Origin of the sequence: uncultured Parabacteroides sp. (genome assembly GCF_947855115.1) — a bacterium.
GTDB lineage: Bacteria > Bacteroidota > Bacteroidia > Bacteroidales > Tannerellaceae > Parabacteroides.
The window spans coordinates 22770-37016 of the sequence record NZ_CANTZW010000008.1; the positions used below are offsets into that span (position 1 = coordinate 22770).

Genomic DNA, 14247 nt, shown 5'->3' on the forward strand with positions numbered 1-14247 from the left:
TTATTGACAAATAAACCCGGTAAGGTAGAATATTCTCAACCTTATCGGGTTTTTGATTATTGGCAATTTTAATACACCAAATCGAAATCTTCCATTAATCCGTAATCCAACATTTGATATTCCTCTCCAGGAATTCGTTTATTAATATTTTTCCAATGCCACGGGGATGCCAATCCAGGAGCCGGATTGTTATAATGCGGACCTAATAGATTTTTATGGCTACCGATAACATGTACGTCAATTAGATTCGTGCCTTTTTTCAGATAAGGAGTGATATCTAATTTGTATGGGTCAAAAGCTATAATACCTGCTTTTTTCTCATTGACAAATACTTCTGCGACTGTACCATTCCAATGGTTCAATTGTATCGCATAAGGTTTTGAGGTGTCGTTTATTTCATATTCTTTTTTGTAGCTGACTCCCCAAGAATAGAATGGTTGCTTTTGTTGTTTCCAACTTCCGAGTGTAAGAGAGGGTATCGGTGAACTGATACTCCAGCCAATTTTTTCTGGTACCACGGAGAAATCTCCTAAAATGTAAATAGGTTCAATTTCAGCGTAAATACTCATTGGCTGTACACTAAGCTCGACTTGGTTATTACCTTGTCGTACGTAATTACCAATGGTATAAACACCGAAAGAACGATCCAACCACCATTCCCCCGGTTGAGGTTTAACGATATTACCATTGACTTTGACGGTAAATAGTCCGGGACGTTCTGATACAAGTTTCATGTCGGAATAATTGAATTTATCGTTGACGGTGAAATGGTAAACTGTTTTAAAGCCCCCTGTTTTAAAAGTATCCCGGTTTAATATATTTCGTTTGTATTGTACTGAAGTATTCCAAGGGTTGCCATTTGGAAAGCCGTGTTCTTGGAAAACCTTATCGGCTGCTTTTGCGAAATAAATGTTTTTAAAGGTTTGTCCGTTTACCGTGATATCACAATAATCTATGTTTAATGCATTATCTTTTAGGCGATTTATTTGGAGTGTTCCGGTCGCTGCTAATTTGTTTGTTCCTGCTTGAGCCGGTTCTTTGGGATATTTTTTCAGTGTTTGATTGGAACAGTATAAGAGTAAGCTTTCGGCTGGCTCTAATTGGAAATCCGCTGTCAATTTTCCACTTACTTCATGGGATGGATATGTATAAATTTCCCCGCTCATAGCATCCATTTTAACGATCGATTTCCCTTTTATGGATATATTTCCTCGGGTTGTCTGATCCATAGAAGAGTTGACAAGAAATAGCAATTCTCCATCGGCGAATGTACGGCGTTGGTGATATAGATCTCCTCCGTTGAAAGTGATCTGACAATTTGAGTTCTTGAACTCGCTCTGGATCACTTCTCTCGTTAAGGATTTAAATGAGGTGATTGTTTTATTATTCATGAAATCGGCCAATACTGTGTTTTCTGCTCCATTGATCCGTGTTGGAGATGAGAATGCAATTATTTTCCCTCCTTGTCGGACGAATTCTTGGAGTAAATCGAATGTAGGCTTATTCAATGTTTCCATCATAGGAGGCAAAATAATTGTCGAGTAGGATGCTTTTCTGACAATAAATTTTCCGTTTACGATAGATCCATGATCTTTTATAATGTTTTCAGAGCCTAAATCGTATTCGACTTGACCTTTTTCTAGAGTAGTAATGAATTTCTGGAAAGATCGCCCGATTTCCATTAGTTTAGGATTGCTTCCCATATGTGAATAATAACTCCATAACGTGGAATTTGGTTCCAGTATTAAAATGTCATTGCGCTGGATTCCCTTGCTCAATACTAGTGATAGTCTACCGTAATAGTCGTTTAGTACTTTATAATCGTTCCACCAAGGGGAATGATAAGTGAAAACCGGGGGATAATCGTATTTCCGGGCCCCAGTCAATGTCATGTGTGATAAATGCTGGTTCATGAAATTGACACCTAGTACATATTCCCAGTCTCCTAACCGCTTGAAATCCTTGAATGTCTCATCCCAACCACCACCACCATAAGTCTCGCTTAGGGTACGGGTATATCCCATTTGATTCGCTGCGCTACGTAGTTCCTTGACTGCTCGTATATTACCGAATTGAGCCATAGGATTCTCTTCGTCAAATTGATTGAATAACATGTCGATGGCTGGGACTTGATGCCAAACGTACATGGCCATGTTGTCTGGGCCGTCGTTCATTTGTGGCCAACCATGTTCCCAGTAATGACCGGTCCATTTTAAATTATTTTGCTCACAATAAGAGTGAAAAGGCTTAGACCAACGATCAATGAATAGTTGTAGTAAGGTTTCCATGTAATTGTGTCGGACTTGTTTCCAGTTTCCGGTTTCTTCATGGAGTAAAGGCAAGAGAGGTTTAAGGTCATAACCCCATTTTTGTTGGAAAATCTCAAATAAATCGGGAGTCCAACGTAAACCACCCGGGCTACTTATATTGGGTTCATCCGAGAATATGCCTTTTATTGAAGAACCGAAACAGTTTTTCAAATTTTTCTCGTATCCATCCATCGTAATGTCGATAAATTTTTCGGTCACTCCGGGTACTAATAAGTCCACGTAAGAATATCCCCCGTACCAATCTGTTTTTTGCAGATAAGTTTTCTTATATAGATAAAAATTCCCTTTACTCTCTTTGTAGGAGTCTAGAGTCGATGTTATATCTATCCATTTATCTCCTTTTTTTATGAAGCATAAATAATATGAATCGGCATCTTGGGGTAGCTTATCGACTTTTGTAAGGGCCAAACCTTGTCCTTGATTATATGATTCCGGCATTTCTGCGGGGACATGTCCACCAGCGAATCCACTTGGATATGAGTTTTCATCATAAATCCAGACATCCATGCCTAATTTCTTACCGACCTCGACTGCGTGTTTGTACAGAGAGAACCATTCGTCTGATAAATATTCAGAAATCATTCCGGGACGAGGATGTATGAAAACACCACCACATCCTGCATCTTTCATCTCTTGTAGCATTCTGTCAATCTCTGTCTCCGTCACTTTTCCGTTCCATACGGCGAATGGTGCGGTCCTAAATTCAGAGGGAGGGTTTTTAAAATGCTTTTCTAAAGAAGCGAAATTATCTAAGTCTTGATTCTTTTCTTCTTGACATCCTCCTAAAGTTAAAGACAGTAGACAACCTGTCATTAGCCATAATAAATATTTTGATATCTCCTGTATGTTCATATGATTTGAATCTGTAAAACCATTCGTCCTGGCATATAGACAAGACGAATGGTTGTTTTATTTAGAATTAGTAACCCGGATTTTGTTCTAGTAAATTATTAATATCCATTTCTCGTCTAGGGAAGGCGTATACCAATCTTTCTTTTGTTACATTAAAAGCAGATGGGAGAATCCAAGGATATAAAGCCTTCATTTGTTCGCCAAACTGTATCATGACCTCTATTGCCATATCATTTCGGATTAAATCTGTCCAACGATGATTCTCAAAGGCTAACTCATGACGCATTTCATCCATAACATCTTCTATTGTGACAGAACTTAATGCGGGAAGTCCGGCTCTCGCCCTTACTTGATTAATATATGGAAGAGCCTCGTTGTTCTTGTTTTGTTTGACCAAGACTTCGGCTAAAAGTAATAAAGCGCCAGCGTAGCGATATACAGGAAAGTTATCATCTGCACGTAAAGAGTACTTATAAGGTGGATGATAGTATTTCTTCACGAAATAATAGTAGGATTTTCCTGTAGTAGGCGTATATCCTACGATACTTTTTACTGCTTCACAAGTGAATTGTTCGCCAGAATCCGTCATGCCTTCCGCTACGGCTATAGAAGCATCTAGACGTTTGTCTCCTTCTTCATAAGATTGGATCATCTCTTGTGTCGGTACACACCACCCTCCTGACGCTCCATTATAGTTGTCGCCGGTATAGTTGGAGCCTGCGATACCCATCAAGAATTCATTATTGCTACATTTGGGGATAAGATTCCAAGGGATGGTCGTGTATTGATCTGTGCTACCGTCTTCTGTATATTGTACCTCAAGGATGGATTCTTTATTATTTTTATTTGACTTCTCGAATACGTCACTGTAATCGCTTAGTAATTGATAGTTCATTTGAGTGATATCTTTCAAATCCTGTTCTGCTGCGGCGTAATCTCTGGTTGGTTTAGATGCGTTGACATAAGCTCTCAGCATTTTTGCGGCCCCTAAAGAAGCCCTTCCGCTTTGAGGAAACTGAGAAGCTACCGGTAATCCCAAATTAATCGCTTCGGAAACATCTGATAAGATTTGTGTATAAACCTCTTCGACTGAGGATTTAGCGGAAAAGGCCTCGAGTTCATTTGATATTTCGGTTAAGACCAAAGGTACTCCTCCCCAATGTTGTACTAAATCGAAATAATAATAAGCACGCAAGAACAAGGCTTCAGCCTTAATAGCTTGTTTCTCTTCATCGCTAAGTGCGGCTTCATCTACACGAGTTAAAATTGTATTGGTACGAGCTATACAAGAATAATCAGATTTGTACCGGTCTTCAATCCAGTTATTCGTAGACTCGTCATCAAGGAATAAGGCTATAACTTCTGTTCTGGAATAAGGACCTCTATCTGCCGAGTAAAATGTATAGAAGGTATTGTCTGAACGCATCTCATCCATGAAAAGCCCATCTTGGGCAATATGTCTTAATCCTGTATAGGATGCGATTAAGGCTTGTTCGAAATGGTCTGCCGTTTGAAAGAAAGTCTCGGAAGAAATGTTTGTTTCCGGATATAAATCTAAAAAAGAATCATTGCAAGACGAGAGACTTAATAAGGCAGCAAAAGCTGTATATAATCCTATATTTTTCATGTTGTTTAATCTCATTAAAATTTAACATTAACACCTAAAGAAAATGTGCGAGCTACCGGATAGGCTGTATTGTCAACACCTTGGTACAAACCGCTAGCTCCCTTTCCGCTGATCTCAGGATTCATTCCGTTATAGCCAGTCCATGTTAATAAGTTCTGTCCACTTGCGTAGACCCGTAATCCTTTGATATAGGCATTTTTTTTAATAGGTACGGTATAGCCCAATGTCAAGTTTTTGACTCTTAAGTAAGAACCGTTTGAAACCCAGCGGGAGTTTGTATAGCGGAACAACTCGGTCGTACCGGTTCGGGTACGAGGAACTTCTCCATCGCCTGGGTTATCTTCGGAACGCCAGCGGTTAGCTACGCCTTTGAGCACATTGAATACGCCATCAATATTTTCAGTCCATTCTAGTGTACCGTCGATAATGTCATTCCCTACGGAACCGGTTAATAATAGACTTGCGTCGAAATTTTTCCAAGAGAATTCATTCGTGATACCAAAGGTGAAGTCTGGGTTGGGGTTTCCGATGAATGTTCGGTCATCCATATCGATCGTGTTATCCCCGTTCAGGTCTTTCATACGTACGGTTCCCACCATGGATGAGGCATGTTTAGGACCTGCTTCATACTCTTCTTGGGTCATGAAAACCCCGTCATATACATATCCGTAGAACATACCTAAGGGTTTACCAACGGCTGTACGGTTATAGTCTTCTTGATTGTTATTACCCCCGATAGGTGTATCGTTTGTCCCCAATCTTATGGCTTTGTTCCGGTCGATAGAGATATTGATTTGAGTGTTCCATTTAAATTCACCTACCAAGTTTTTTGTTTCTAGGCTTATCTCGTGTCCCCAAAAACGGAATTCTCCGATATTAGACTGGATATTTTCGAAACCGGATGACCAAGGTATGTCTACTTGGTAAAGTAATCCTTCCGTATTCTTGCGGTAATAATCGTAAACAAGGAATATACGGTCATTGAATAAACCTAAATCAAGACCTAGGTCTAGTTGTTTTGTCGTTTCCCATGTTAATTCGTTATTTCCAATGCCGGAAAGGCCACGCCCTGCGGTGATTGCGGAGTTTGTTACGTAATTGTAAGTACTGACGGTTGCTAGATGTGTATAATTACCTATGTTATAGTTTCCTACGGTACCATAACTTCCGCGGATTTTTAGATAACTCAGCTTTTCATATTTTTTCAAAAATTCTTCATCCGTGGCGATCCAGCCTACTGATACGGAAGGGAAGTTTGCGAACTTGGCATTTGTTCCGAATCTAGAACAGCCGTCGCGACGGAAAGCGACTGATAACAAGTACTTCCCTTTATAATCATAGTTTAAACGTCCTAGATAGGATATCATCGCCCACGATCCCCACTTTTGAGCGTCGGAATTACCAGTACGGGTAACGGCTGTACCAAACCAAGAAAGCTCATCGTCTGGATAATCAGAAGCGTTGATCGTTGCGTTTTCTTGAGTATTCTTTTGTGTGGTATATCCTAATAGTACATCAATGGAATGATCTTCTGCGATTGTCTTGCTGTAATTCAAAGTGTTTTCTAACAGCCAATTTACATAATTAGATGTGCCATAGGCTCCGACTGCCGGCTGAGGGGGAGCGGTAAACATGGAACCGTTTGCAGTTGAAGGGGTCCAGCTAGAGTGTGAACTGTTTGATAAATCTGCGTTTGCGCTTAAACGATATTTCAAGCCATCTATAATCTTGATGTCTGTATAAGCGTTTATTGTACCTCTGAATGTCTTTGACGGATTTTGGCGTTGGGTAAGCACTAGGTAATAGTTCGGGTTGGCGAACATGCCTGGTTGTGTGTAGCTGATAGGATAAGTACCGTCTTCATTCTTGTATTTCAACTGAGGATCCATCAACATGGCAGAACCGATGATGTAACGTCCACCGCCTAATCCGTCCAATAGTTGTCCTTTCGTATAGGATCCGGAAAGATTTAATCCGAATGTGATACGATCAGATGCTTCGAATATGCTATTGGAACGAGCAGAAAAACGGTTAGAGTATGTGTTCAGTATAACACCTTCTTTAGCGTTGTAGTTCATATTGACTGCTGTTTTGAATTTACCTCCAGCCGCATTTAATCCTAGATTATAGTTTTGAGTGATAGCGTCTTGTAGGAGAACATCAAACCAATCTGTACCCTTGCCTACGGCTTGTGGATTCTGGTAACATTCAGGAACTCCACCTGTATAACCTTCGTAAAGAGCTTGGTCTTCGTAATATTCTTTCTTGAACTGTGCGAACTCTTGTGCGTTCATGACATCTGGTCGTCCTTGATTTGATACTTTATCTATTCCAAAGTATGCGCTGAAATCAATGTTGGGTTTACCTGCGGTTAGTCCTTTTGCACTTTTTGTGGTGATTAGAATAACACCGTTAGCTGCACGAGATCCATATAAGGAGGCTGAGGCCGCATCTTTCAGCACAGTTATATTTTCTATCTCATCTGGACTGATAGAAGCTAGTCCGGAAGTTGTAGGAAATCCATCAATAACGACTAATGGCTCGTTACCTCCGTTGATTGAAGCGGCACCACGTATACGGATAACTAAACCACCGTTAGGCTCTCCATTAGCCTGATTGATTTGCACGCCAGAGAATTTTCCTTGTAGTTTCTCCCCGATTTGCGAAACCGGCATATCTGATAATTTTTCTGCGTCTAGTTTGCTCACGGAACCTGTTACGGAACGTGCTTTTTGAGTACCATAGGCTACTACTACGACTTCGTCTAGGGCTTTAGTGTCTTCCTTAAGTGTTATGTTGATAGATGTTTGATTTCCAACAGGGATTTCTAGTGTGTTGTATCCAATATAAGATATTTGTAAGATGGCTCCGGAGGGGACCTCTAGAGAGAATCTACCGTCTAAGTCGGTGATTGTTCCATTGGTTGTTCCTTTGACGATAACATTGGCCCCGATAGCCGCTTCTCCATTAGTTCCCCGAACGATACCACTGACTTTCCTGTTCTGTTGGTTTACACCTGTTTCATACAGGTTACTTACGATTGTAGGTTCTGTTGCTGCGAACGTGGCGATTTCAGGAAACATACTAAAGAAAATAATAGGAAGTGTATTTTTTAGCATAGGAATACCCGAGTTCTTCCTCTTTGAGAAAATGATGTTTTTCATAATTTAATTGTTTAAATTACTGGAATAATGTTAAAATGCTAATGGTGAGTTGTTTACCATTATAATAGATTGATTTAAAGGTCTCTTTTTTATTTCATAGGCAATATATTATTAATTTTAAGTACTACTGGAACTTTGTCGAAAAAGGAATATTTATAAAAGCTTATTGAATAAAGGGAAAGTTTTATTATAAGAATTATACTGTTTATTGGATATAAAATATCATTTATCAAACATAAAATATCATTTTTTTAATGTATAGACTCTAATATTTTCAGACTTTTGTGAATCACAAGATATAGAACAAAAATATGGACATAGTTCCAGTAGAACTACATCATTTATGAGGAGGCTTATACTTATTATTGCTCGTTATTAGTTGTTTTAAGAACTACTGATTATACGATCTTTACAATGGGAATATTTAGTAAAAATGCCAGTTTCTCTAATTTGCCGGCTAGATGACCTATTCCGATGGCACAATGGTGTGAAGGACCTTTTTTGCTCCAGTTATTTATAAAATCTTTTATGTTGTTTGCGAATCGATAGCGGCTATTGGTATTTCCAATTTGTAAAGTCGGTCCTGGAACGGATTCTCCTTCCGCTACTAATAAAAATAATCCATCTTTTCCTTCACAAACAGATAATAATGTGACAGGGCCATATTTAATAGTCATCTGAATAGATAGTCCTTTTCCTGGCTTTCCATGGTAAACAGGGAGGGGCACTAGTTTTACTTTCCCTTCGGCCATGGAAAAATGTGCGGGGCCGTCATGCCCTAACAATAAAACATTATCTTTAAAATCCATGGCATAAAACTCGGAAAAAGATCCTCCCGCATTCAGAAGAGAGAGTATTTTCATCGCTTGGACATTCTTGACTTCACATTCTCCAGCTATTGGTATGTTTTTACCTGTCAATAGGGTGTTTCCTGTGATAATTGAAGTCACTATATTCTCATAATCATTACCAGGATAACTTTCGTAATAATAGGCCATGGAACCTAATTGGTGGGTTGCGATTAACTTGTCTAGGGCCACTGATGTTTGTGCCGCACGTATTAATTCCATGTTCTCGCATTCGGGTACAATCTCGAAGTTATCATGAAACTCCTTTATTTTATTTTCTATTTCTTGTTTGGTCACCATATCTCTATACGATTTCAATTCGCACATTTCCAATAATTCTATATGTGTTCCAAACGTAGATGATTGTAAAGTCAAGTCTGAATAGACATCTAGCATGCCGCAATAATAATGTCCGAGGATACCCATTCGGTTATTTCTCATTTTTGCTGTTGCGATAACAGCTTCCAACCACTCGCTTAGTTCAGCCCAAACCATGTTATCTTTTAAGTGTCCTGTTACTATTGTATAAGTTATACCAGACCGATTCAATACACAGGCATATTCTGGAAGCGAGCATGCTTGACAGTTCGCTAACCATTCTCCCGTCATTTTACCTCGGTCTCCTAGGCTGTTGATGTAATTGTAATCAATATGAGCAGATGGTTGGAGATTTAATAATATTATGGGAACTTTTAATCGTTGTGCTAATGGAAGTATTGTGGAGGATAAGGCATAAGTGGATATATAGACAAAAAGTAATTCAATATTCTTACTTATGAAAAAATCAGCAGAATTTTTTGCATTTTCCGGCTTGTCTATAATACCTATATTGATTATTTCTATATCTGGATGATATAGATGTTTTTCTATTTTTTTCAAAGAAAAGCAAAGTCTTTCATATAACCCGTCAAATTGAGACCAATAAGTATTTAATCCAACACCTACTAATCCGATGTTTATTTTTCTATTTTCCATAGATCTCTTGTTGAATAGTTTGTTAAAAAATTAATCACTGAGGTTGATATGCAAATTTATAATATGAGTTCATTCCCAATTTTATTTATTTGATTTTAGATTTTATGAATTTGATAGATCCTACAAATATAAAAAAATAGTTTCTTCAAAGAGTTTTGTTATCTTTGGCCGGCATTTATATTATAAAAAGGAGATGAATATATGATGATAACGGATAGTAATATTTGCTATTTAAATGTTAGTTCTTTGGATGAGCAGTGGGGATTGACTGTTAATACGGCTGGTTATCAACGTATTCAACCTCATAGCATATATCCGGTAAAGCAACAGCATCCTTTGCCATATTCTTTTAGCCCACGGAAAGGGCGTGTATTAATGGAGTATCAGTTGGTGTATATATCAGAGGGAAGCGGTTTTTTTGAATCTCAATCATGTGGGCGGCAAAGAATAAAAGCCGGTACGATGATTCTTTTGTTTCCGGAAGAATGGCATACTTATTGTCCGGATGCCGATGGTTGGTACGAGCACTGGGTAGGCTTCAAAGGGAAGTTGATGGAAAACTGGATCACAAATAGATTCTTTTCAAAAGAAAAACCTGTCTTTGATATTGGCGTAAGTTCTACGATCATAGGATTGTATGAGGAGATCGTGTCTCATGCTATTGAAGAGAGAGCCGGTTATCAGCAACTTATCTCTAGTATCGTGTTTTATTTGATGGGTGAGATATATTATAAAGAAAAGAATCGTTTTTTAGGGCAATCAGATGCTGCAGGTAAGATAAATGAGGCTCGGGCTATCATGAAGAATAATTTAGATACTCCAGTTCCGGTTGAGGAGATTGCCCGTAAATTGAATGTGAGTTATTCTTGGTTTCGGAGTACGTTTAAGGCATATACGGGAGTCTCGCCCGTACAATATCAATTACATCTTAGGTATCTTAGAGCAAAAGAGTTGTTAAGTTCATCTCGGTTAAGTATATCGGAGATTGCTTATGCCCTTAATTTTGAGACAGTATCTCAGTTCTCTACTTTTTTCACCAAGAAAGAAGGCGTATCTCCCTCTCAATTTAGGAAACGTAGCCAACAATAAGATGATATAATCCATGTTTTGTTTGCCTCTTTCAGTGGAAAGATGTTATTTTGCATCCCGAATTATAAAGAAGAGGCGTTATGTTGAAATTCTTCAAAACATGGACACTCCCTATCTCCATGTTTGCGGGTGCGATAGGGTATTTTGTTTTCGCCAATGTTACTTTTCTGGAGCCGACAAAGCCATTTATGTATACTTTGATAGCGTATCTGACTCCATTCTTGATTTTTGCCCAGTTGCTTCTGACCTTTTGTAAGATCTCTACCAAGGAATTAATGCCTACTCCTTGGCATGGTTGGCTATTACTTATCCAAGCGATATCCAGTCTGGCAATCGCAGCCTTGTTGCTCTGGTTGCCGATGAGAGAGGAATACCGAGACGTGTTTGAGGGAGCGATGGTCTGTTTGATTTGCCCGACAGCAACAGCCGCTGCCGTGATTACGGGAAAGTTGGGTGGGAGCGCCTCTAGCCTGACTACTTATACCTTATTATCAAATCTGTTGGCAGCTATTGTCGTGCCATTGGTTTTCCCCTTGGTGGAACCGCATGCCGAGATTACTTTTTTCACCGCATTCTTGAAGATATTGGGAAAGGTTTTTCCTTTGTTATTATTCCCGTTTTTTCTCGCTTTATTCTTGCGACGGTTTATCCCCTCTATCCATTATTTCCTTGCGGGGCTTCGAGATATGGCCTTTTACCTTTGGGCTGTCGCTCTGGCTATCGTGACCGGACAGACCGTGAAATCCTTGGTTAACAGCGAGGCAGAGATTTATGTAGAGATCCTGATTGCTTTAGGAGGTCTGATGACCTGTGCTGCGCAGTTTTATTTTGGCAAACGTATCGGTACGAAATACAATGACCGTATTAGTGCCGGGCAAGCCTTAGGGCAAAAAAATACCGTATTAGCGATCTGGATGTCTTACACCTATTTAAACCCTTTATCGTCAGTTGGTCCGGGAAGCTATGTCCTGTGGCAAAATATTTTTAATAGTTACCAACTGTGGAAAAAGAGAAAAAATGAATAATTAATAAACAGCGGGGGGATAATTATAAATATCCTTTATTTGTACTTATTAGCATATTATAAATAATATATAAAATATGATTATTACTAGAGTTGCGTTAAATACGGATGCTGTAGAACTTAGATCTTTGTTTCAAAATACGGTATTGGAGGTAAATCGGCGTGATTATTCACAGGCTGAAGTCGAGGATTGGGCCTCGTGTGGGGATGATCTCTCAAAATGGGAGAAGATGATAAATACCCATTACTTTATTGTGGCTGTCGATCCAGACCAGCGAATTGTTGGTTTTGTATCCATCACGCCCCAAGGCTATTTGCATTCTATGTTTGTCCATAAAGATTTTCAGGGACAAGGTATCGCTACGATACTTTTGGAGGAGATAGAGCGATATGCTGCCGCAAATGGTATTATGAGGATTACATCGGAAGTGAGCCTGACTGCCCGCCTTTTTTTCGAAAAGAAGGGGTATATGGTAGAGATAGAACAAAAACGTAGAGCCAATAAACTTTCTCTGACCAATTATAAAATGGCAAAAGATAAATCCGTTTAAAAACCTTTTGCTCGCTCGATCTTAAGCAAACTTTTCTTTTTGTCGATGCCTCCGGCATATCCCGTCAAGCTCCCATCACTGCCGATGACACGGTGGCAGGGAATGATGATGCTGATCGGGTTATGGCCTACCGCCCCACCGATCGCTTGCATAGACATGCTAGGAAGGCCTCTTTGCCGGGCAATTTCTTTGGCGAGGTCTTTGTAAGTCACGACTTCACCATAGGGAATTTCCCTCAATAAATTCCATACCGCAAGACGGAAAGGGGTATCGTCCAGATGGATAGGAAGAGCGACACACGGAGGATTTCCTTTGAAATAGCTATCCAGCCACTCTTTGGTTTGCTCGAATATCGTCAGTTTCCTTTCTTGATGTCCGGCCGATAAGGTAGCTGCGAAGTATTTCTGTCCGTCAAACCACAGCCCCGTCAGGGAATAGCCATCGCTGGCGAGGGTTATTCCTCCCAATGGAGATTGATATTTATAGGTATACTGCATGTCTTTTGTCGAATATGGCCGTAAGATAGAAAATTCCCCGGAAACAGCCAATATCTAAGGGTGAAATGAGATAAAGAATCCTACTTTTCCCTATATTTGCACCGTGAATTTCGTGAATGGATAATGCTTCAACATTTTAAACGATGATAGAATTATGATCTTAAGTAAAAATTTATCAGAGGCGTTCAATGCCCAGGTTAATGCGGAGATGTGGTCTTCGAATTTGTATTTGTCAATGGCTGTATATTTCCAGAAAGCAGGATTCTCCGGATTCGCTCATTGGATGAAGAAACAAGCCGAGGAGGAATTGGAGCATGCTCATAAATTGATAGACTATGCCTTAGACCGCGGTGGTGATATTACGATCGGCCAAATCAACGTGGTCCCGACAGGGTGGGGAAATCCGTTGGAAGTATTCGAGCATGTGTACAAACATGAGTGCTATGTTTCCGAGTTGATCGACAAGATGGTCGATATCGCCGAGGCTGATAAAGACCACGCTACCCGTGATTTCTTGTTCTGGTTCGTTCGCGAGCAAGTCGAAGAAGAATCTACGGCGAAAGAAATCGTGGATCAATTGAAGAATTATGGCGAGTGTCATCTGGGTATCATGGATCATAAACTGGGAAAGAGATAATAGAATCTCTGTCGAGAAATAGAAAAAGGCTGTGTCTTCGCCGGATACAGCCTTTTTTGTCGTATTTTTACCTGGTAAAATCAGTAAAGAATATATAGAAAAATAAGAAGATGAGATTGAGCGATACATGGTTTACGGCTCTCTCTGAGAATGAGTCAGGGCAAATGATAACCGTTTACGGGCGGGATGAACTGAATGAGTTCATCGAATCCGGAAAGTTTAAGGAACGTGTCGAGATCACTTGGAAATATGAGGGAGATGGGAGAGGGTTTCCTAGCTGTGATCTTGGTAAAAAAATGGAGGCCGTGGAAGAAACGCTCCGTAAAGCGATGGAAAAGAAAGACAAGCTGGCTATCTTGACCGGAGTCTATACCGGAGGAGGAGAAAAAGTCTGGGTGTTTTACACACGTGCCGTACGTGTATTCGGTGAGCGCTTGAATGAAGCCTTGGCTTCTTTCGAGCTATTACCCATTTCCATTTATACCGAGATAGACCCGGATTGGGAGGAATATAAGGATATGTACGAGATGAAGGAGTGGGCCGTAGATTGAGTGTTCACTGGTGTTGTCCTATGCGTATATCGGTACAAGTCTGTGTGAGTATAGGTGTAGGCTTATACCGGTATACGTGTGAGGTGATGCCTATATACGTGC

At 39.8% G+C, this 14247-nt stretch carries 10 protein-coding genes; 5 read left to right on the plus strand and 5 right to left on the minus strand.

Annotated elements, in window-relative coordinates:
* Positions 1-68 precede the first annotated feature (68 nt).
* The 4 genes from Q0110_RS07100 to Q0110_RS07115 form a co-directional block, all read right to left on the minus strand.
* Positions 69-3182, minus strand: a complete 3114-nt coding sequence (locus Q0110_RS07100; protein ID WP_297904890.1) for a glycosyl hydrolase — start codon at positions 3180-3182, stop codon at positions 69-71.
* A gap of 67 nt (positions 3183-3249) precedes the next feature.
* Positions 3250-4809, minus strand: a complete 1560-nt coding sequence (locus Q0110_RS07105) for a RagB/SusD family nutrient uptake outer membrane protein (RefSeq protein ID WP_297904893.1) — start codon at positions 4807-4809, stop codon at positions 3250-3252.
* A gap of 14 nt (positions 4810-4823) precedes the next feature.
* Positions 4824-7973 carry a TonB-dependent receptor gene (locus Q0110_RS07110; protein WP_297904896.1) on the minus strand — a complete coding sequence of 1050 codons (3150 nt, stop codon included), beginning with the start codon at positions 7971-7973 and terminating at the stop codon, positions 4824-4826.
* 398 nt (positions 7974-8371) lie between these two features.
* Complete coding sequence (locus Q0110_RS07115) at positions 8372-9796, minus strand: L-fucose/L-arabinose isomerase family protein (RefSeq protein ID WP_297904899.1); 1425 nt, start codon at positions 9794-9796, stop codon at positions 8372-8374.
* A 201-nt stretch (positions 9797-9997) separates the two neighbouring features.
* Here Q0110_RS07115 and Q0110_RS07120 point away from each other — a divergent pair, with 201 nt between their 5' ends.
* From Q0110_RS07120 to Q0110_RS07130, 3 genes are all read left to right on the plus strand, one after another.
* Entirely contained in the window at positions 9998-10885 is an 888-nt protein-coding gene (locus Q0110_RS07120) for an AraC family transcriptional regulator (protein ID WP_297904902.1), read from the plus strand.
* A gap of 80 nt (positions 10886-10965) precedes the next feature.
* Complete coding sequence (locus Q0110_RS07125) at positions 10966-11910, plus strand: transporter (RefSeq protein ID WP_297904905.1); 945 nt, start codon at positions 10966-10968, stop codon at positions 11908-11910.
* Between the two features lie 76 nt (positions 11911-11986).
* Positions 11987-12460 (plus strand): GNAT family N-acetyltransferase, encoded by a 474-nt coding sequence (locus Q0110_RS07130; protein ID WP_297904907.1) that lies wholly within the window; start codon positions 11987-11989, stop codon positions 12458-12460.
* Here the strand turns inward: Q0110_RS07130 and Q0110_RS07135 are convergent.
* Complete coding sequence (locus Q0110_RS07135; RefSeq protein WP_297904910.1) at positions 12457-12957, minus strand: methylated-DNA--[protein]-cysteine S-methyltransferase; 501 nt, start codon at positions 12955-12957, stop codon at positions 12457-12459. The genes Q0110_RS07130 and Q0110_RS07135 overlap by 4 nt on opposite strands.
* 154 nt (positions 12958-13111) lie before the next feature.
* Here Q0110_RS07135 and Q0110_RS07140 point away from each other — a divergent pair, with 154 nt between their 5' ends.
* Complete coding sequence (locus Q0110_RS07140) at positions 13112-13594, plus strand: ferritin (protein ID WP_297904913.1); 483 nt, start codon at positions 13112-13114, stop codon at positions 13592-13594.
* Between the two features lie 110 nt (positions 13595-13704).
* A complete protein-coding gene (locus Q0110_RS07145; protein WP_297904916.1) occupies positions 13705-14145 on the plus strand; it encodes a DUF695 domain-containing protein in 441 nt (146 codons plus the stop codon).
* The last annotated feature ends 102 nt before the right edge of the window (positions 14146-14247 follow it).